18 protein-coding genes are annotated in these 18,718 nt (G+C 66.3%); 8 read left to right on the top strand and 10 right to left on the bottom strand.

Annotation, left to right across the window (positions count from 1 at the left end):
- Positions 1-9: 9 nt before the first annotated feature.
- The 7 genes from RZR99_RS05780 to RZR99_RS05750 form a co-directional block, all read right to left on the bottom strand.
- Positions 10-1,065: a bifunctional UDP-4-keto-pentose/UDP-xylose synthase gene (locus tag RZR99_RS05780; RefSeq protein ID WP_323118784.1), complete on the bottom strand. Its 1,056-nt coding sequence runs from the start codon at positions 1,063-1,065 to the stop codon at positions 10-12.
- Positions 1,062-2,009: a formyltransferase gene (locus RZR99_RS05775; RefSeq protein WP_323118783.1), complete on the bottom strand. Its 948-nt coding sequence runs from the start codon at positions 2,007-2,009 to the stop codon at positions 1,062-1,064. Before RZR99_RS05775 ends, RZR99_RS05780 begins: the two co-directional genes overlap by 4 nt.
- A complete protein-coding gene (locus tag RZR99_RS05770) occupies positions 2,006-3,034 on the bottom strand; it encodes a glycosyltransferase (RefSeq protein ID WP_323118782.1) in 1,029 nt (342 codons plus the stop codon). Before RZR99_RS05770 ends, RZR99_RS05775 begins: the two co-directional genes overlap by 4 nt.
- A gap of 6 nt (positions 3,035-3,040) precedes the next feature.
- Positions 3,041-4,192: a DegT/DnrJ/EryC1/StrS family aminotransferase gene (locus RZR99_RS05765; RefSeq protein WP_323118781.1), complete on the bottom strand. Its 1,152-nt coding sequence runs from the start codon at positions 4,190-4,192 to the stop codon at positions 3,041-3,043.
- A gap of 154 nt (positions 4,193-4,346) precedes the next feature.
- Positions 4,347-4,718: a DMT family transporter gene (locus RZR99_RS05760; protein WP_323118780.1), complete on the bottom strand. Its 372-nt coding sequence runs from the start codon at positions 4,716-4,718 to the stop codon at positions 4,347-4,349.
- 17 nt (positions 4,719-4,735) lie between these two features.
- Entirely contained in the window at positions 4,736-6,418 is a 1,683-nt protein-coding gene (locus RZR99_RS05755; protein WP_323118779.1) for a glycosyltransferase family 39 protein, read from the bottom strand.
- 103 nt (positions 6,419-6,521) lie between these two features.
- Positions 6,522-6,911 carry an Mth938-like domain-containing protein gene (locus RZR99_RS05750; RefSeq protein WP_323118778.1) on the bottom strand — a complete coding sequence of 130 codons (390 nt, stop codon included), beginning with the start codon at positions 6,909-6,911 and terminating at the stop codon, positions 6,522-6,524.
- A 308-nt stretch (positions 6,912-7,219) separates the two neighbouring features.
- Between RZR99_RS05750 and RZR99_RS05745 the strand changes: the two genes are divergently transcribed.
- The 6 genes from RZR99_RS05745 to moaE all read left to right on the top strand — a co-directional run bounded on the left by RZR99_RS05745 (position 7,220) and on the right by moaE (position 13,476).
- Complete coding sequence (locus RZR99_RS05745; protein WP_323118777.1) at positions 7,220-8,458, top strand: pyridoxal phosphate-dependent aminotransferase; 1,239 nt, start codon at positions 7,220-7,222, stop codon at positions 8,456-8,458.
- A gap of 43 nt (positions 8,459-8,501) precedes the next feature.
- A complete protein-coding gene (locus RZR99_RS05740) occupies positions 8,502-9,830 on the top strand; it encodes a homoserine dehydrogenase (protein ID WP_323118776.1) in 1,329 nt (442 codons plus the stop codon).
- Positions 9,831-9,840: 10 nt separating this feature from the next.
- On the top strand, positions 9,841-11,292 hold the full coding sequence (gene thrC, locus RZR99_RS05735; protein WP_323118775.1) for a threonine synthase: 1,452 nt from the start codon (positions 9,841-9,843) through the stop codon (positions 11,290-11,292).
- 163 nt (positions 11,293-11,455) lie between these two features.
- Positions 11,456-12,709: a molybdopterin molybdotransferase MoeA gene (locus RZR99_RS05730; protein ID WP_323118774.1), complete on the top strand. Its 1,254-nt coding sequence runs from the start codon at positions 11,456-11,458 to the stop codon at positions 12,707-12,709.
- A 16-nt stretch (positions 12,710-12,725) separates the two neighbouring features.
- Entirely contained in the window at positions 12,726-12,983 is a 258-nt protein-coding gene (gene moaD / locus RZR99_RS05725; RefSeq protein WP_323118773.1) for a molybdopterin converting factor subunit 1, read from the top strand.
- 10 nt (positions 12,984-12,993) lie between these two features.
- On the top strand, positions 12,994-13,476 hold the full coding sequence (gene moaE / locus RZR99_RS05720; RefSeq protein ID WP_323118772.1) for a molybdopterin synthase catalytic subunit MoaE: 483 nt from the start codon (positions 12,994-12,996) through the stop codon (positions 13,474-13,476).
- A 39-nt stretch (positions 13,477-13,515) separates the two neighbouring features.
- Here moaE and RZR99_RS05715 read toward each other — a convergent pair whose 3' ends face one another.
- Entirely contained in the window at positions 13,516-14,067 is a 552-nt protein-coding gene (locus RZR99_RS05715) for a group III truncated hemoglobin (protein WP_323118771.1), read from the bottom strand.
- Positions 14,068-14,268: 201 nt separating this feature from the next.
- Between RZR99_RS05715 and RZR99_RS05710 the strand changes: the two genes are divergently transcribed.
- Together RZR99_RS05710 and clpB are read left to right on the top strand one after the other, a co-directional pair.
- Positions 14,269-14,781: an Rrf2 family transcriptional regulator gene (locus RZR99_RS05710; RefSeq protein ID WP_323118770.1), complete on the top strand. Its 513-nt coding sequence runs from the start codon at positions 14,269-14,271 to the stop codon at positions 14,779-14,781.
- Positions 14,782-14,931: 150 nt separating this feature from the next.
- A complete protein-coding gene (gene clpB / locus RZR99_RS05705; protein ID WP_323118769.1) occupies positions 14,932-17,529 on the top strand; it encodes an ATP-dependent chaperone ClpB in 2,598 nt (865 codons plus the stop codon).
- A 102-nt stretch (positions 17,530-17,631) separates the two neighbouring features.
- Here the strand turns inward: clpB and RZR99_RS05700 are convergent, their stop codons facing one another.
- Both RZR99_RS05700 and RZR99_RS05695 read right to left on the bottom strand, forming a co-directional pair.
- Positions 17,632-18,060 (bottom strand): YidB family protein, encoded by a 429-nt coding sequence (locus RZR99_RS05700; RefSeq protein WP_323118768.1) that lies wholly within the window; start codon positions 18,058-18,060, stop codon positions 17,632-17,634.
- Between the two features lie 84 nt (positions 18,061-18,144).
- Positions 18,145-18,714 (bottom strand): ComEA family DNA-binding protein, encoded by a 570-nt coding sequence (locus tag RZR99_RS05695; RefSeq protein ID WP_323118767.1) that lies wholly within the window; start codon positions 18,712-18,714, stop codon positions 18,145-18,147.
- Between the last annotated feature and the right edge of the window lie 4 nt (positions 18,715-18,718).

Genomic DNA, 18,718 nt, shown 5'->3' with positions numbered 1-18,718 from the left:
GGACCGTCCTTAGCCTTGCTGCTCGACAAGCGCGCGCGCATCGGCGACATGGCCGCGATACGCTTCGAAGATCTTGCGCAGTGCGTCGTCGAACGTCGACTGCGGCGCCCAGCCGAGTTCCTGCATCGTGTTGTCGATCTTCGGCACGCGGTTTTGCACGTCCTGGTAGCCGTTGCCGTAGTACGCGCCCGAGGTGGTCTCGACAAGCTTCACCTGCTTGGCCGAGTCGGCGTATTCCGGGAATTCGGCGGCGAGCTCGAGCATCTTGTGCGCGAGTTCGCGCACCGAGAAGTTGTTGCTCGGATTGCCGATGTTGTAGATCTTGCCCGACGCGATGCCGTTCTGGTTGTCGATGATCTTCATCAGCGCGCTGATGCCGTCGTCGATATCGGTGAACGCGCGCTTCTGCGAACCGCCGTCGACGAGGCTGATGTTTTCGCCGCGCACGATGTGGCCGAGGAACTGCGTGACGACGCGCGAGCTGCCTTCCTTCGGCGTGTAGATCGAATCGAGGCCCGGGCCGATCCAGTTGAACGGGCGGAACAGCGTGAAATTCAGGCCTTCCATGCCGTAGCCCCAGATCACGCGGTCCATCAGCTGCTTCGAGCACGCGTAGATCCAGCGCGGCTTGTTGATCGGACCGTAGGTGAGGGCCGATGCGTCCGGATCGAACTGCTCGTCCGAGCACATGCCGTAGACCTCGGAGGTCGACGGGAACACCAGGTGCTTGTGGTACTTCACCGCCGAGCGGACGATCGGCAGGTTCGCCTCGAAATCCAGCTCGAACACGCGCAGCGGCTGCTGCACGTAAGTGGCGGGCGTCGCGATGGCGACCAGCGGGAGGATCACGTCGCACTTCTTCACGTGATACTCGACCCATTCCTTGTTGATCGTGATGTCGCCTTCGAAGAAATGCATCCGCTCGTGCTTGACGAGATCGCCGAGCCGGTCGGTCTGCATGTCCATGCCGAAGACTTCCCAATCGGTGGTCTCGAGGATGCGTTTCGACAGGTGGTGGCCGATGAAGCCGTTCACACCCAGGATCAGGACTTTTTTCGCTTTCATGAATGACGGGAAGAATGAATGAACTGCGCGAATTCCGCGGGAGACACGACGGTCTCGCCGCCGTCGCGTGGCTGCCGCAGTTCGAGAATGGAGACGGCACGGCTGTCGCCGCAAACGCCGAATAGCGCATTATCGCTTACGTGCAGCCCCGGCGGCAAATCCGCCGCGGCCCGCGCGGCGGCCGAACCGGGTGCGGCGAGGCGCGCCCGGGCGACCACGAAGCGGCGATCGTGCAGTTCGGTGAACGCGCCCGGATAGGGCGGCGCCACCGCGCGGATCAGGTTGTAGACGTCGGCGGCCGGCCGCGACCAGTCGAGCCGGCCGTCTTCCGGCTTGCGTCCGCCGTAGTAGCTGCCCTGCGACAGATCGTTCGGCAGGTGCGGCGCTTCACCGGCGAGCAGCGCGGGCAGCACGCGCCACAGGGTTTGCTCGGCCGCGACCGTGACCTTGTCGAAGACCTGTGCGGCGGTGTCGTCGGGCAGGATCGGCACGGCGGTCTGGCCGACCAGCGCGCCGGCGTCGGGTTTCGCGGCCATTTCGTGCAGCGTCGCGCCGGTTTCGGTCTCGCCTTTCAGGACTGCCCAATTGGTCGGTACCCGGCCGCGGTACTTCGGCAGCAGCGAGCCGTGCATGTTGTACGCGCCGCGCGGCGCGAGCGCCAGCAGATCGACCGGCAGCATGTGCCGGTAGTAGAACGAGAAGATGAAGTCGGGGCGGGCCGCGCTGACCGCCGCCCGCAGTTCCGCGCTGCGCGGATCGGCGGGCGTGGCGACGGGAATGCCGTGCTCGGCGGCCACTGCCGCGACGCTGCCGAACCAGATGTTTTCGGTCGGGCTGTCCTCGTGCGTGACGACGAGCGCGACGTCGACGCCGCGCGCTAGCAGTACCTGCAGACAGCGCACGCCGACGTTGTGATACGCGAAGACGACGGCGCGCGGCTTCATCGCGCGGTTTCCTGCGGGTTGCGTTCGCCCGGCAGCGTGACGCCCGGCCGGCCGTCGCGCTCCTCGAGCACGGTCTGGATCAGGTAGCGAGGCCGGTCGCGGACCTGCTGGTAGATTCGTCCGATGTATTCGCCGAGCAGGCCGAGCGCGAAGATGATCACGCCGAGCAGGAAGAACGTGATCGCGAACAGCGTGAACACGCCCTGCACTTCGGCGCCGACGATGAAGCGTCGCACCAGCAGCAGCGCGAACAGCGCGGCCGAGCCGAGCGACAGGATCACGCCGATGAACGACAGCCATTGCAGCGGCACGACGGAAAAGCCCGTCACCAGGTCGAAATTGAGGCGGATCAGGCTGTACAGCGAATACTTGGATTCGCCCGCGAAACGCTCCTCGTGCGCGACCTCGATTTCGGTCGGGTTCTGCGCGAACGTATAGGCGAGCGCCGGGATGAACGTGTTCACCTCGCCGCAGCGGTTGATCGTATCGATGATGTGACGGCTGTAGGCGCGCAGCATGCAACCCTGGTCGGTCATCTTGATGCGGGTGATGCGCTCGCGCAGCCGGTTCATCGCGGTCGATGCCTTGCGCCGGAACAGGCTGTCCTGGCGCTGGATCCGGATCGAACCGACATAGTCGAAGCCGTCGCGGATCTTCGTGACGAGCTTGCCGATTTCCTCCGGCGGATTCTGCAGGTCGGCGTCGAGCGTCACGACGACCTCGCCGCGCGACTGCTCGAAGCCGGCGAGAATCGCCATGTGCTGGCCATAGTTGCCGTTCAGCAGCACGACGCGCGTCGTGTCCGGACGGACCCGGAACTGGTCGGCGAGCAGCGCGGCCGACCGGTCGCGGCTGCCGTCGTTGACGAGGATCACCTCGTACGACGTGCCGAGCGCATCGAGCGCCGGGTACAGGCGGGCAAACAGCGCGGCGAGGCCGGCTTCCTCGTTGTACACGGGGATGACGATCGATACTTCGGGGTTCGCTGCGCCCGGTTGCCCGGCGGGTGCTTCAAGGTGACTCATGTCCGCTTATTTTCCGTATTGTTCGCAAATCTGGTTGACGGCGCCGACCACTCGCTGCACGTCGCCGTCGTTCATCTGCGTGAAGAGCGGCAAGGTGACGGTGCTCGCGCCGTAGCGCTCGGCGTGGGGGAACATGCCCTCCTTGAAGCCGCGCGCGCGGTATAGCGTGAAAAGGTGGATCGCCGGGTAGTGCACGCCCGAGCCGATGCCGCGCTCCTGCAACTGCGCCATGAATTCGCCGCGCGTGATCGACAGCCGCTCGAGCGGCAGCGTGATCTGGAACATGTGCCAGTTGCCGTGTTCGAACTCCGCGACCGGCAGGCCGACACCGAGCTGGACGGCGGCGCCGCCGGCGAACGCATCGAAGTACGCGCGGGCGAGCACGCGGCGCTGCGCGTTGAAGCGCGCCAGGTGCGGCAGCTGGCCGAGGCCGACGCGGGCCGCGACGTCGGTGAGATTGTACTTGCCGCCCAGCACGTCGCAATCCATCCCGTCGTGGCCGGTGCGGGTCACGCCCTGCAGCCGGTACTTCTGCGCGAGCAGCGCTTCGTCTTCGTTGTTGAGGACCAGCGCGCCGCCTTCGATCGACGTGAGGTTCTTGTTCGGATGGAAGCTGAACGACACGATGTCGCCGAATGCGCCGATGCGCCGGCCCTTCCATGTCGAACCGAGCGCTTGCGCCGCATCTTCGATCACGCGCAGCCGGTGCCGCGCGGCGATCTCGTAGAGGCGATCCATGTCGACGGGCAGGCCCGCCAGGTAAACCGGGATCAGCGCCTTCGTGCGGGGCGTGATCGCCCGCTCGAGCAGATCGAGATCGATGTTGCGGGTGGCGGGGTCGATATCGACGAACACGGGCGTCGCGCCGGTCTCGATGATCACGTTGCTGGTGGCGACCCACGACGCGGGCGTCGTGATCACTTCGTCGCCCGGGCCGACGCCCGCGATCCGCAGGCCGATCTCGAGGGTCGCGGTGCCCGAATTGAACACGCGCACCGGCCGGCCGCCGAAGTATTCGGACAGCGCGGCCTCGAACTGCCGGCATTGCGGACCGGTCGTGATCCAGCCGGAGCGCAGCACGTCGGCGACGCCCTGGATGGTGTCTTCGTCGATCTCGGGTTTGACGAACGGCAGGAAAGGAACGGAAGTCTGGCTCATGAAAGCTTGGCTCGTGAAGGCATGAAAGTGGCAGGCCGGGCAGGGCGCCCAAAACGCGCATTTAACACCGGTTGGCGAGATTACACCGTCTCTTTTTGTAGGCAGGCGCTTAAGTGCCTGCGGGCCTCGGAGCCGCGCCGGCGCTCGCGCGGCGTCAGCTGCGCGCCAGTACCACGACCCCGACCAGGATGATGCCGATGCCGACCAGGCGCTGCATCGACAGCACTTCGCCGAACAGGTACCAGGCGGCGAATGCATTGACGACGTAGCCGAGCGACAGCATCGGATACGCGATCGAGACATCCACCCGGGACAGCCCGACGATCCACACGACGACGCTCAACACGTAGCAGCCGAGGCCGCCGATGATCGGCAGTTGAGTGGCGATCTTGAAGCCGACCGGGATAATGTTCGCACGGGTGAATTCGAAGTGTCCAACCGCATTCACGCCGGCTTTCAGCAGCAACTGCGCGCATGCGTTCAGCATCACGCCGGTGACGATGCAAATGAGCGAAATGGGATTCATTGCGTTCGGTCCCTGTATTACGGTTGGGGCTTTTCGACGATGACGCGGCGGTTGTCCTGCGCGAGCACCTTCATCGGCAGGCCTTGCGCGACAAATTGCCGGTAGTGGTCGGGCGACATCAGCGCGAGCGCATAGCGATCGGCCTTCCAGCGCTCGACCCATGCGTCGACGGTCGGCACCCACTTATCCGGCTCCATCGAGATCCCGAACGACAGTTCGTCCTTGCGCGCCACCATGATCGTCGTATGCCGCATGTAGAACGGCAGCGTATGGTCGAGCGCCTCGACCGAGTAGAACGGCGTGTCCGGCGGCAGTTTCGCCAGTTCGGCGCGGATCGCCGGCGCGAGCAGCGCGCCCGAACTGTAGCGGCCGAACGCGTCGTGGCCGGTGCCGCCGATCGTGCCGAGCAGCAGCCAGCCGGCGCCGAACGCGGTGGCCGCGATAGCGATGCCCGCGCGGCCGCGACGGTTCAGCCAGACGGCGACGAGCGTCAGCGCGAACGCGACGCCGATCGCGGCGTACACCCACTTCTGGAATTCCAGATACTGCGCGTTGGGCGTGCGCGTGTCGCCCAGGTGGCCGAGGAAGATCGTGCCGAATGCGGCGGCGACCAGGAACACCAGATAGCCGAACAGGTGGCGGCGGAACTGTTCGCGGGTGACGAGCGGCAGGTAGGCGCCGATCACGAGCGCGAGCGCGGGCATCACGGGCAGCACGTACGAGATCAGCTTCGAGTGCGATGCGCTGAAGAACAGAAAGATGAACGCGCTCCAGATCAGGAGCAGCACCATCGGCGCGAAGCCGTTCGGCTGGCGCGGCATGCGCAGCGCCTGGCGGATGCTCTGGAAGCCGACCGACAGCCACGGCAGCAAGCCGACCAGCAGCACCGGCACGAAGTAGTAGAACGGGCCGGGCCGGTTCTGCTCGGGCGTCAGGTAGCGGCGGAACTGCTGGACGACGAAGAAGAAATCGAAGAATTCGGGATTGCGCTGCTGGACCAGCACGAACCACGGCGCGGTGATCGCGAGGAAGATCGCGAGGCCGCTCACCAGGTAGAGCCGCTTCCATAGCGCCCAGTCGCGCGAAACGATGGTGTACAGCACGAGCACGGCGCCGGGCAGGATGAGGCCGACGAGGCCTTTCGACAGCACGGCGAACGCCATGCCCGCCCAGCACAGCCACATCCAGCCGCGCGCGGCGCCGGCCGGCAGGCCGGGCCGCTGCGCGAGCAGCAGCGCGCAGAGCGTGACGGCCATCCAGAACGACAGCCCCATGTCGAGCGCGTTGAAGTGGCCCATCAGGTTCCAGTACGGCGACGTCGCGAGCACCAGCGCGGCGAAGAAGCCCGCGAGCGGGTTGAACACGCGCGCGCCGGTGTAGCCGACCAGCAGCACGCCCGTGAAGCTCGCGAGTGCCGTGTACAGGCGGGCCTGCCATTCGCCGAGGCCGAACCATGCGAAAGTCAGCGCATTCAGCCAGGTTTGCAGCGGCGGTTTTTCGAAATACTTGTAGCCGTTGTAGCGCGGCGTGATCCAGTCGCCCGTGGCGAACATTTCCCGGGCCATTTCGGCGTAGCGGCCTTCGTCGCTCGGGATCAGGTGGCGCAGGCCGAGCGGCCCGAACCAGATGAGGGCGAGCACGGCGACCAGCAGAAGCAGCGCGGCGCGATTGAGCGGTAGCCTCGACGGCGTATCGTTCATGAGTTATCAGCCTGTAAATCGGTGTGTGGAATGCGCCCGTCGCGGGCGCGCCGCGAACGGCCCGCTCGCGACGGGGATAAGACGCCGGCGGACCGCCGAAGTTTTAACGCGTCGGGGCCGGGGTTTCGATCAACAGCGCGAGCGCCACCTTGCGGCCTTCCGCCATCAGGATGTTGTAGGTGCGGCAGGCAGCCTGGAAGTCCATCGTTTCGACGCCGATCCGTTGCGCGGTCAGTTTGGCCGTTAGGCGAGGGTGCGGGAAGCGGATTTTCGCGCCGCTGCCGAAGATGACCACCTCGGGCGCCGGGGCGAGCAGCAGATCGAAATGCTCGGGCGCGAGCGCGTCGAACGACGTGACGGGCCATGCGATCACGGGCGCGTCGGGCAGCACGACGACGCTGCCGTCGTGACGCGTCAGATTGATGTCGACATAATCGGGGCCATAGCCGGTGACGGTATTGAGCGCGCTGCTCGTGTCCTGGTGTAATTTCAAATTGGTGTTCCGGGTTCCGAAAGGGGCGGGCAAATGCGCCCGGCGGCCAGGCGGGCCGCCCCGCAATGCATGTTACCGGTTGCCGCGCGGGCCTGAACCGGAATGGTGCATTGCGAAAGATAGCCAAAATCCGCTAAATTATAGCTTTTAAGCCGCCCCCGGGCGGCGTTTGTATCGTGCGCCGCCATAAGCCGTGCCCGATCGCCGCTTCAGACCAGTCCTAGACAGCGCGCGCTGACCGGCCGCTCTCCAGTTTTGATCCCCATCCCCCCAAGGCCCGCAGGCATGACCCAGGAACCGAGTCCGTCGTGAAACCGATCCAGAAATCGAACAAGCTGCTCAACGTCTGCTATGACATCCGCGGCCCGGTGCTCGAGCACGCGAAGCGTCTCGAAGACGAAGGCCATCGGATCATCAAGCTGAATATCGGCAATCTGGCCCCGTTCGGTTTCGACGCGCCGGACGAAATCATCCAGGACATGATCCGCAACCTGCCGACCTCGTCCGGCTACTCGGATTCGAAGGGGGTGTTCTCGGCGCGCAAGGCGGTGATGCACTACACGCAGCAAAAGGGCGTGAAGGGCGTCGAGCTGGACGACATCTACATCGGCAACGGCGCGTCCGAACTGATCGTGATGGCGACGCAAGGGCTGCTGAACGACGGCGACGAGGTGCTGCTGCCCGCCCCCGACTACCCGCTGTGGACGGCGGCCGTGAGCCTGTCGGGCGGCACGCCCGTGCACTACGTCTGCGACGAGTCGAACCGCTGGATGCCCGATCTCGACGATATCCGCCGCAAGATCACGCCGAATACGAAGGCGCTCGTCGTGATCAACCCGAACAATCCGACGGGTGCGCTTTACTCGGACGAACTGCTGCTCGAATTGCTCGCGATCGCCCGCCAGCACGGCCTCGTGGTCTTCGCGGACGAGGTGTACGACAAGATCGTCTACGACGGCAAGCACCATACGGCGCTCGCGTCGCTCGCCGAGGACGTGATCATCGTCACGTTCAACAGCCTGTCGAAGAGCTATCGCTCGTGCGGCTACCGCGCGGGCTGGATGTCGGTATCGGGCCTCGCGGGCGAAAACCGCGCCCGCGCGAAGGATTATCTCGAAGGGCTCGGGATCCTGTCGTCGATGCGGCTCTGCGCGAACGTGCCGGGTCAGTACGCGATCCAGACGGCGCTCGGCGGCTACCAGAGCATCGACGAGCTGATCGTCCCGTCGGGGCGCCTGTACAAGCAGCGCGAACTGGCCTACGACATGCTCACGGCGATCCCGGGCGTGTCGTGCGTGAAGCCGGAGGCGGCGCTCTACATGTTTCCGCGGCTCGATCCGAAGGTGTACCCGATCGAGAACGACCAGCAATTCATCCTCGACCTGCTGCTGGAGGAGCGTGTGCTGCTCGTGCAGGGCACGGGCTTCAACTGGGCGACGCCGGATCACTTCCGCGTCGTCTTTTTACCGAATCTCGACGATCTGACCGATTCGATCAATCGGATCGCACGTTTTCTCGATGGTTATCGCAAGCGTCACTCGGTTTGAGCCGGGCGCGTCTTCTCACTTCATTACATAGATCACACGCAGCATGGAACCGATCAAAGTTGGCCTGTTGGGCTTCGGCACGGTAGGCAGCGGCACCTTCACGGTGCTGGGCCGCAACCAGGAAGAAATCAAACGCCGCGCGGGGCGCAGCATCGAGGTGACGCGCATCGCGGTGCGCAATCCGGCGAAGGCGCTGGCCGCCGCCGGCGGCAGCCTCGGCGGCGCGCAGCTCACCGACGATTTCAACGCGGTGGTGGACGATCCGTCGATCGCGATCATTGCCGAGATGATCGGCGGCACCGGCATCGCGCGCGAGCTGGTGCTGCGCGCGATCGCGAACGGCAAGCACGTCGTGACCGCCAACAAGGCGCTCCTCGCGGTGCACGGCGGCGAGATCTTCGCGGCGGCGCGCAAGCAGGGCGTGATGGTCGCGTTCGAGGCGGCGGTCGCGGGCGGCATCCCGATCATCAAGGCGCTGCGCGAAGGCCTGACCGCGAACCGGATCCAGTACATCGCCGGCATCATCAACGGCACGACGAACTACATCCTGTCCGAAATGCGCGACAGCGGCCTCGATTTCGCGACGGCTCTGAAGGCCGCGCAGGAACTGGGCTATGCGGAGGCCGATCCGACCTTCGACATCGAGGGCGTCGACGCCGCACACAAGGCGACCATCATGAGCGCGATCGCATTCGGCGTGCCGGTGCAGTTCGAGCGCGCGTACATCGAAGGGATCAGCCAGCTCGCGGCCACCGACATCCGCTATGCGGAAGAGCTCGGCTACCGGATCAAGCTTCTCGGCATCACGCGCCGTACCGAGCGCGGCATCGAGCTGCGCGTGCATCCGACGCTGATTCCCGAGAAGCGCCTGCTGGCGAACGTCGAAGGCGCGATGAACGCGGTCGTCGTGCACGGCGATGCGGTCGGCACGACGCTTTACTACGGCAAGGGCGCGGGCGCGGAGCCGACGGCGTCGGCCGTGGTCGCCGATCTGGTCGACGTCACGCGGCTGCACACCGCCGATCCGGAACACCGCGTGCCGCATCTCGCATTCCAGCCGGAGAGCCTGTCGAATACGCCGATCCTGCCGATCGACGAAGTGACGAGCGGCTACTACCTGCGTCTGCGCGTCGCCGACCAGACCGGCGTGCTGGCCGACATCACCCGGATTCTCGCCGCGTCGGGCATCTCGATCGACGCGCTGCTGCAGAAGGAATCCGAGCACGTCGACGCCGCCAACGGCGAAACCGACATCATCCTGATCACGCACGAAACGATCGAGAAGAACGTCAATGCGGCGATCGCCGGCATCGAGGCGCTGTCGACGGTCGTGTCCAAGGTGACGAAGCTGCGCATGGAAGCGCTCAACTAAGGCCGAGGTCATGAATTACATTTCCACGCGCGGCGCCGGCATCGGCGAGCGCCACACATTCTCCGATATCCTGCTCGGCGGTCTCGCGAAGGACGGCGGCCTCTATCTGCCCGCCGACTATCCGCGCGTTTCGGCCGACGAGCTGGCGCGCTGGCGCGCGCTGCCCTATGCGGATCTGGCCTTCGAGATCCTGTCGAAGTTCAGCGACGACATCCCGGCGGATGATTTGCGCGCGCTGACGCGCCGCACCTATACGGCCGAGGTCTACCGCAACACGCGGCATGGCGAGCGCGCGGCGGACATTACCCCGCTCAGGCCGCTCGGCGACGAGAACGGGGCGCGGGTGTCGCTGCTCGAACTGTCGAACGGCCCGACGCTCGCGTTCAAGGACATGGCGATGCAGCTGCTCGGCAACCTGTTCGAGTACACGCTCGCGAAGCACGGCGAAACGCTCAACATCCTCGGCGCGACGTCGGGCGACACCGGCAGCGCGGCCGAGTATGCGATGCGCGGCAAGGCCGGCGTCCGCGTGTTCATGCTGTCGCCGCATCGGAAGATGAGCGCGTTCCAGACCGCGCAGATGTACAGCCTGCAGGATCCGAACATCTTCAATCTCGCGGTCGAAGGCGTGTTCGACGACTGCCAGGACATCGTGAAGGCTGTGTCGAACGATCACGCGTTCAAGGCGCGCCACAAGATCGGCACGGTCAATTCGATCAACTGGGCGCGGGTCGTCGCGCAGGTCGTCTACTACTTCAAGGGTTACTTCGCGGCAACGGCGCACAACGGCGAGCGCGTGTCGTTCACGGTGCCGTCGGGCAACTTCGGCAACGTCTGCGCCGGCCATATCGCGCGAATGATGGGCCTGCCGATCGAGAAGCTCGTGGTGGCCACCAACGAGAACGACGTGCTCGACGAGTTCTTCCGTACCGGCGCGTACCGGGTGCGCGGCGCGGAACACACGTATCACACCAGCAGCCCGAGCATGGATATCTCGAAGGCGTCGAATTTCGAGCGGTTCGTATTCGACCTGCTGGGTCGCGATCCGGCGCGCGTGTTGCAGCTGTTCCGCGACGTGGAGGAGAAGGGCGGCTTCGATCTCGCCGCGAGCGGCGATTTCGCCCGCGTCGGCGAGTTCGGCTTCGTGTCGGGCCGCAGCAGCCACGCCGACCGTCTGGCGACCATCCGCGACGTGTTCGAGCGTTACGGCACGATGATCGACACGCACACGGCCGACGGCCTGAAGGTGGCGCGCGAGCATCTGCAGCCGGGCGTGCCGATGGTCGTGCTGGAAACCGCGCAGCCCGTGAAGTTCGGCGAGACGATCCGCGAGGCGCTGCGGCGCGAGCCGGAGCGTCCGGCGGCCTTCGTCGGCATCGAGGCGCTGCCGCAGCGCTTCGACGTGGTGCCGGCGGACGCGCAACCGGTGAAGGCGTTCATCGCCGCGCGCACGGGCGCCTGAGCGCGCCCCACGGGGCTCCCGACGGCCGTGGCGGGTGCTCCGCCACGGCCGTTGTCATTGGCGCGCCGCGCGGCGGGATAAGTGCAAGCCGATGATCGGCATATCGCCCGCCCGGTCGGGGCCGTCGCTACAATGGCGTATCCGGTTCTCTTTTCGTCCCCCGATGTCCAATCCCATTCCCCAGGCGCCGCGCGCGCCGATGCTGTCGACGGCGGAAGCGCTGGCGGCGCTTCTCGGCGCGGCCGCGCCGCTCGCCGACACCGAAACCGTCGCGACGCTCGATGCGCTCAACCGCGTGCTGGCGGCCGACGTGGTGTCGCCGCTCGACGTGCCGCCGATGCATACGAGCGCGATGGACGGCTACGCGGTGCGGGTTGCCGACCTGACCCACGGCGAGCGCCGCCTGCCGGTATCGCAGCGGATTCCGGCGGGCCATCCGGCCGGGCCACTGGCCGCCGGGACGGCCGCGCGCATCTTCACCGGCGCGACGGTGCCGCCCGGTGCCGACGCCGTCGTGATGCAGGAGCAGACCGAGCTTTCGGGCGATCAGGTCGACATCCTGCACACGCCGAAGGCGGGCGAATGGATCACCGCGCAGGGCGCGGACATCCGCCGGGGCGCGGTGATCCTGCCCGCCGGCACGCGGCTGACGCCGCAGGCGCTCGGCCTTGCCGCGTCGGTCGGCTGTGCGCAGCTGACGGTGAAGCGCCGCGTGAAGGTCGCGGTGTTCTTTACCGGCGACGAACTGACGATGCCGGGCGAGCCGCTCAGGCCCGGCGCGATCTACAACTCGAACCGCTTCACGCTGCGCGGCCTGCTCGAACGGCTCGGCTGCGAGGTGACCGACTACGGCATCGTGCCCGATGCGCTCGACGCAACCCGTGCGACGTTGCGCGAGGCGGCACGCGCGCATGACCTGATCGTGACGAGCGGCGGCGTGTCGGTCGGCGACGAGGATCATGTGAAGCCGGCCGTGGAGGCGGAAGGCCGGCTGGCGCTGTGGCAGATCGCGATGAAGCCCGGCAAGCCGCTGGCGTTCGGCGCGGTCCGCCGTGACGCGTCGGCGAGTGACGGCGAAGCCTTTTTCATCGGCTTGCCCGGCAATCCCGTATCGAGCTTCGCGACCTTCCTGCTGTTCGTGCGGCCGTTTCTGCTGCGCGTGGCGGGCGTCGCGGAAGTCGCGCCGCGTGCGTACTCGCTGCGGGCCGATTTTACGCAGGCCAGGGCCGATCGCCGCAACGAATTCCTGCGCGCGCGCGTCAACGCGGCGGGCGGGCTCGACCTGTTCCCCAATCAGAGTTCGGCGGTGCTGACCTCGACGGTCTGGGGCGACGGGTTGATCGACAATCCGCCGAACCACGCGATCAGCGCGGGCGAGACCGTGCGTTTCATTCCTTTTTCCGAACTGCTCGGCTGACGGGCGGGGTGTCACGATGCATATCGAATTGAGATTCTTTGCGAGCGTGCGCGAGGCGCTGGGCGTGTCGGGCGAAACCGTGACGGTGCCGGACGGCATCGCGACGGTCGGCGACGTGCGCGCATGGCTGCGCGCGCGCGGCGGCGTCTGGGCCGAGACCCTCGCGGAAGGCCGCGCGTTGCGGATGGCCTGCAATCACACGATGACGGAGCCCGGCGCGCGCATCACCGAAGGCTGCGAAGTGGCGTTTTTCCCGCCGGTCACCGGCGGTTGAGGAGGCGGTCATGACGACGGTGCGAGTCCAGACGGACGATTTCGACGTGAGCGCCGAAATCGCGGCGTTGCGTGCCCGCAATCCGAAGGTGGGCGCGGTCGCGTGCTTCGTCGGGACGGTGCGCGACCTGAACGACGGCGCGCAGGTCGAAACGCTCGAACTCGAACATTATCCGGGCATGACGGAGAAGGCGCTGGAGGCGATCGCCGCGCGTGCGCGCGCGCGCTGGCCTGGGGTCGACGTCGCGATCGTGCACCGGGTCGGCAAGCTCTATCCGCTCGATCAGATCGTGTTCGTCGCCACCGTATCGGCGCATCGCGGCGACGCGTTCGCCTCGTGCGAATTCGTGATGGACTACCTGAAGACCCAGGCGCCGTTCTGGAAGAAGGAAACGACGCCGGCGGGCGAACGCTGGGTCGATGCGCGCAGTACCGACGACGCGGCGCTGGCGCGCTGGGGCATCGTGTCCGGCAACGCGGATACGGCGTCCTGAGCGTGGGGTGCCCGGTGCGCGGCAACGCCGCCGTCGGGGTCAGTCGTCGCGCGAACGGCCGATGATCTTCGCCGGGAACGGCTCGCCGCGCGGTCTCGTCGGCGCGGCGAGGTCGTCCGCGTCGCGCCGCTTCGGCGCGATCAGGTCGAGAATGGCCTGTTGCTCGGCCGGTATCCGGTACTCCCAGCCGAAGCGGCTCAACTGCAGGCTTTGCGCGATGCGCAGCGCAGGCTCCATGAAGCGTACCGCCGCCGCCGGTTCGTAGCGGGTCTCGACGGTGTTCAGGAAGAGCGCGAGCCAGCGGCTGAAGTGGGCGGGCTCCACGCCTTCAAGCGGCTGATGCACCGCCTGTACGTTGCCGCGATATCCCTTGGTCCCGAGCACGAGGCTCGACCAGAACATCACCATCTTCGGCAGGTGTTCGTCCCAGCGGCCCGCGAGCCGGCTGTCGAACACCGGGCCCAGCAGCGCGTCGTCGCGCACGCGCTCGTAGAACGCGTCGACCAGCTCGCGGATGTTGTCCTCGGTCGGTTCGGCGGCGCGCAGCGGCGTGGCGCGCGGGGTAGCGGGCGGAAAATCGGTTGGAATCATGAGAAAAAAGGGCCTGGTGCGGGCTCAGCACGCTCCGGCGATTTTGTCGCACAATAGCGGTCGGCCACCCCAAAAAAGTGCTGACAGGCCGCATCTTATGGTGCGGCCGCCAAATCGGCAATGCCGGCAGCGTGCTTCGCGCAGCGCGCTCATGCCGGTCGTCGATCAAGGGCACGATCACTATTAAATACCTATCCGCTCATGAGACTGACCGACTACACCGATTATTCTCTACGCGTCATGCTGTTTCTCGCAGTCCGAGGCGAGGGCCTGACGACGATTCAGGAGATCTCGGATGCCTATGGCATCTCCAAGAACCACCTGATGAAGGTGGTACAGCAACTCGGCGAACTCGGATGGGTCGAGACCGTGCGAGGGCGAAACGGCGGTTTGCGGCTCAATGCGCGCTCGGTCGCGCTGACGGTCGGCGAGGTGGTGCGAGCCACCGAAAGCGATTTCGCGCTCGTCGGCTGCCTCCCGAGCACGCGTGAACCGGATCCGCATCGGCACTGCGTGATCGAATCGCAGTGCCGTCTGAAGGACGTGTTCATCTCGGCGCGTACGGCATTCTTCGCCGAACTCGACCGGCACACGATCGGCGAGTTGGTGCAGTCGGGCGAAAAGCTCGCGGTGCTGCTCGGCATGATTCCGATCCGGGTGATCCCGGCCGATGCGCCCGTCGGCGCGCCGGCACCCGCTTCCGTGACCGGCTAGCACCCGCCTGGCCCCTCGCGGGCCGATGCGCGGTCGCCATGCTCCGAATTCCCGCCGCGGGCGGGAATTCGCCTCTTTTTGATAAAAATCTGCTTGAAAGGCGCGTAACCACCCTCATTTTGGTGATATTCGAAAATTGGAGGTCTCTGCATGAGAATCGACAAGCTCACCACCAAATTCCAAGAGGCACTGGCTGATGCGCAAAGTCTCGCCGCCGGGCGCGACAATCAATACATCGAACCCGTTCACGTGCTGGCCGCGCTCGTCGCGCAGCACGACGGTTCCGCACGTTCGCTGCTGTCGCGGGCAGGCGTGCACGTCCAGGCGCTGCAAGGCGCGCTGAACGAGGCGATCTCGCGCCTGCCGCAGGTCACGGGCACGGGCGGCGACGTCCAGGTCGGCCGCGAACTGGCCGGCCTGCTGAACCAGGCGGACAAGGAAGCACAAAAACTCAACGACAGCTTCATCGCGAGCGAGATGTTCCTGCTTGCCGTTGCCGACGACAAGGGCGACGCGGGCAAGCTGGCGCGCCAGCACGGCCTGACGCGCAAGGCGCTGGAAGCCGCGATCGTCGCGGTGCGCGGCGGCTCGCAGGTGCACAGCCAGGATGCGGAGAGCCAGCGCGAGGCGCTGAAGAAATACACGGTCGATCTGACCGAGCGCGCGCGTTCGGGCAAGCTCGATCCGGTGATCGGCCGCGACGACGAAATCCGCCGTTCGATCCAGATCCTGCAGCGTCGCACCAAGAACAATCCGGTACTGATCGGCGAACCGGGGGTCGGCAAGACCGCGATCGTCGAAGGGCTCGCGCAGCGGATCGTCAACGGCGAGGTGCCGGAGACGCTCAAGGGCAAGCGCGTGCTGTCGCTCGATATGGCGGCGCTGCTGGCGGGCGCGAAGTATCGCGGCGAATTCGAGGAGCGCCTGAAAGCGGTGCTGAGCGACATCGCGAAGGACGAGGGCCGGACGATCGTCTTCATCGACGAAATCCACACGATGGTCGGCGCGGGCAAGGCCGAGGGCGCGATGGATGCGGGCAACATGCTGAAGCCGGCGCTGTCGCGCGGCGAACTGCACTGCATCGGCGCGACGACGCTCGATGAGTACCGCAAGTACATCGAGAAGGATGCGGCGCTCGAACGGCGCTTCCAGAAGGTGCTGGTCGACGAGCCGTCGGTCGAGGCCACGATCGCGATCCTGCGCGGGCTGCAGGAGAAGTATGAGCTGCATCACGGCGTGGACATCACCGATCCGGCGATCGTCGCGGCGGCGGAGCTGTCGCATCGCTACATCACCGACCGCTTCCTGCCGGACAAGGCGATCGACCTGATCGACGAGGCCGCGTCGAAGATCAAGATGGAAATCGATTCGAAGCCCGAAGAAATGGATCGGCTCGATCGCCGCCTGATTCAGCTCAAGATCGAGCGCGAGGCCGTGAAGAAGGAGCAGGACGAGGCATCGCAGAAGCGTCTGCAGCTGATCGAGGAGGAAATCGATCGCCTCGGCCGCGAGTACGCGGATCTGGAAGAAATCTGGACCGCCGAGAAGGCCGCGGTGCAGGGCAGCGCGCAGCTCAAGGAAGACATCGAGAAGGTGCGTGCCGAGATTGTCCGCCTGCAGCGCGAGGGCAAGCTCGAGAAGGTCGCCGAACTGCAGTACGGCAAGCTGCCGCAGCTCGAGGCGCAGCTCAAGCAGGTCACGCAGGCGGAGGAGCGCGAACAGCATAATCCGTCGAAGCCGCGGCTGTTGCGCACCCAGGTCGGCGCGGAGGAAATCGCCGAGGTCGTGTCGCGCGCGACCGGCATCCCGGTCTCGCGAATGATGCAGGGCGAGCGCGAGAAGCTGTTGCACATCGAGGAGAGGCTGCACGAGCGCGTGGTCGGCCAGCACGAGGCGATCGGTGCGGTCGCCGACGCGATCCGACGGTCGCGCGCGGGTCTCGCCGATCCGAACCGGCCGTACGGCTCGTTCCTGTTCCTCGGGCCGACGGGTGTCGGCAAGACGGAGCTGTGCAAGGCGTTGGCGTCGTTCCTGTTCGATTCGGAAGAACATCTGATCCGCATCGACATGAGCGAATTCATGGAGAAGCACAGCGTCGCGCGGCTGATCGGCGCGCCGCCGGGCTATGTCGGCTACGAGGAAGGCGGCTACCTGACGGAAGCCGTGCGCCGCAAGCCGTACAGCGTGATTCTGCTCGACGAGATCGAGAAAGCGCATCCCGATGTCTTCAACGTGCTGCTGCAGGTGCTCGACGACGGCCGGATGACGGACGGGCAGGGGCGCACGGTCGACTTCAAGAACACGGTGATCGTGATGACGTCGAATCTCGGTTCGCAGGTGATCCAGGCGATGGCGGGCGCGCCGCAGGAGGAGATCAAGGATGCCGTGTGGCTCGAGGTGAAGCAGCACTTCCGGCCCGAATTCCTGAACCGGATCGACGATGTCGTCGTGTTCCATGCGCTCGACCGCAGCAACATCCAGTCGATTGCGAAGATCCAGCTGGCCCGTCTGCACGAGCGGCTCGCGAAGCTCGACATGGAACTGGACGTGTCGGATGCCGCGCTCGAACAGATCGGCAAGGTGGGTTACGACCCGCTGTTCGGCGCGCGGCCGCTGAAGCGCGCGATCCAGCAGGAGATCGAGAATCCGGTCGCGAAGTTGATCCTGGCCGGCCGTTTCGGCCCGAAGGACGTGATTCCGGTCGACGTGCAGGACGGCAAGTTCGTGTTCGACCGCGTCGTGCACTGACGCGCCTCGGCAGTCGTGGCGGCCGCCGCCGCAAAACAAACACCCCGCTAGCGCGGGGTGTTTGTTTATGCGCGAACGGGGCGCGGTAGCCGCGCCCGTGCGTCAGCCCTGCTTGTTGCCGCCGAACATGCCGGCGAGCTGGGTGAGGGTGCCCAGCACGTTCGACGTATCGACCTGGCCGCCCGCGGGCACCTCGCCGTTCGGCGTCGCGCCGTTGACGACGTGCGGCAGCACCTGCGCGAGGATGCCCGAGGCTTGGGCGGGGTCGATGCCGACCTTGCTCGCGAGCGCGCTCACCGTATCGGAGCCGAGCACGTTCTGCAGCGCTTCCGGCGAGATCGGCTGGTTGGCGCCGTTGCCGACCCACGAGCCGATGATGTCGCCCGCGCCGCCCGCCTTGAACTTCTCGACGAGGCCGTTCAGGCCGCCCGGCTGGTTGTTGATGAACTCCAGTGCGGTGGAGACGAGCGCGTTCTGGTTGCCGCCGGACTGGCCGCCGATCAGACCGCCAACGATATCGAGTAGACCCATGATGGACTCACTAGGTTGAACGGCGCCGCGCGAGCGGCGCCAGTTGAACGAAACGCCGCGCGCCTCGTGCGTGCGGCGTCGGACTTACGTGCCAGATGCGGCGGCCGCCGAGGCCGCCTTGGCCTTCTTGCTCTTTTTCGAACTCTTCGCTTTCGGGGCCGACGCTGCCGCCGGCTCGCTGGCATCCGCCGCCGCGCTCGCCGCTGCTGCCGCAGCAGCCTTCTTCTTCGACGCGCGGGTTGCCTTGGCCGGCTTCGCCGCCGCGTCGCTCGCGGCGGTCGACGGCGCCGTCGGCGCCGGAGCGGTGGCCGTCGTGGTCGCGGCCGTCGTGGCGGCGGGCTTCGACGTCGTCGCGGGCTTCGCCTTCGCGCCGGTCGGCGGCGTGGCTGAGCCGCCGATCGTCAGGCCGGCTGCCTCGAGATTGGTGACCGATTTGGTGCCGAGTCCCTTCACGCGGCTTGCCAGATCGTCGGCATCCTTGAACGGGCCGTTCTTGGTGCGCTCGTCGATGATCGCCTTCGATTTCACCGGCCCGAGGCCCTTCACGGATTCGAGCGCGGCCTGATCGGCCGTATTGACCTCGACTGCCGCGGCGAAAGCCGCGGACAGCGACAGCGACAACGCGACGAACAGCATCAGCAGCTTTCTCAGCATGGCA

The organism is Burkholderia alba (genome assembly GCF_034721475.1).
Taxonomy (GTDB): Bacteria; Pseudomonadota; Gammaproteobacteria; order Burkholderiales; family Burkholderiaceae; genus Burkholderia; species Burkholderia alba.
This window is presented reverse-complemented; position numbering and strand designations above follow the sequence as displayed.

Excerpts from the sequence above, each read along its gene's own strand:
- RZR99_RS05780 (WP_323118784.1), bottom strand. The coding sequence starts at position 1,065 with ATGAAAGCGAAAAAAGTCCTGATCCTGGGTGTGAACGGCTTCATCGGC.
- RZR99_RS05775 (WP_323118783.1), bottom strand. The coding sequence starts at position 2,009 with ATGAAGCCGCGCGCCGTCGTCTTCGCGTATCACAACGTCGGCGTGCGC.
- RZR99_RS05770 (WP_323118782.1), bottom strand. The coding sequence starts at position 3,034 with ATGAGTCACCTTGAAGCACCCGCCGGGCAACCGGGCGCAGCGAACCCC.
- RZR99_RS05765 (WP_323118781.1), bottom strand. The coding sequence starts at position 4,192 with ATGAGCCAGACTTCCGTTCCTTTCCTGCCGTTCGTCAAACCCGAGATC.
- RZR99_RS05760 (WP_323118780.1), bottom strand. The coding sequence starts at position 4,718 with ATGAATCCCATTTCGCTCATTTGCATCGTCACCGGCGTGATGCTGAAC.
- RZR99_RS05755 (WP_323118779.1), bottom strand. The coding sequence starts at position 6,418 with ATGAACGATACGCCGTCGAGGCTACCGCTCAATCGCGCCGCGCTGCTT.
- RZR99_RS05740 (WP_323118776.1), top strand. The coding sequence starts at position 8,502 with ATGGAACCGATCAAAGTTGGCCTGTTGGGCTTCGGCACGGTAGGCAGC.
- thrC (WP_323118775.1), top strand. The coding sequence starts at position 9,841 with ATGAATTACATTTCCACGCGCGGCGCCGGCATCGGCGAGCGCCACACA.
- RZR99_RS05730 (WP_323118774.1), top strand. The coding sequence starts at position 11,456 with ATGTCCAATCCCATTCCCCAGGCGCCGCGCGCGCCGATGCTGTCGACG.
- moaD (WP_323118773.1), top strand. The coding sequence starts at position 12,726 with ATGCATATCGAATTGAGATTCTTTGCGAGCGTGCGCGAGGCGCTGGGC.
- moaE (WP_323118772.1), top strand. The coding sequence starts at position 12,994 with ATGACGACGGTGCGAGTCCAGACGGACGATTTCGACGTGAGCGCCGAA.
- RZR99_RS05715 (WP_323118771.1), bottom strand. The coding sequence starts at position 14,067 with ATGATTCCAACCGATTTTCCGCCCGCTACCCCGCGCGCCACGCCGCTG.
- RZR99_RS05710 (WP_323118770.1), top strand. The coding sequence starts at position 14,269 with ATGAGACTGACCGACTACACCGATTATTCTCTACGCGTCATGCTGTTT.
- clpB (WP_323118769.1), top strand. The coding sequence starts at position 14,932 with ATGAGAATCGACAAGCTCACCACCAAATTCCAAGAGGCACTGGCTGAT.
- RZR99_RS05700 (WP_323118768.1), bottom strand. The coding sequence starts at position 18,060 with ATGGGTCTACTCGATATCGTTGGCGGTCTGATCGGCGGCCAGTCCGGC.
- RZR99_RS05695 (WP_323118767.1), bottom strand. The coding sequence starts at position 18,714 with ATGCTGAGAAAGCTGCTGATGCTGTTCGTCGCGTTGTCGCTGTCGCTG.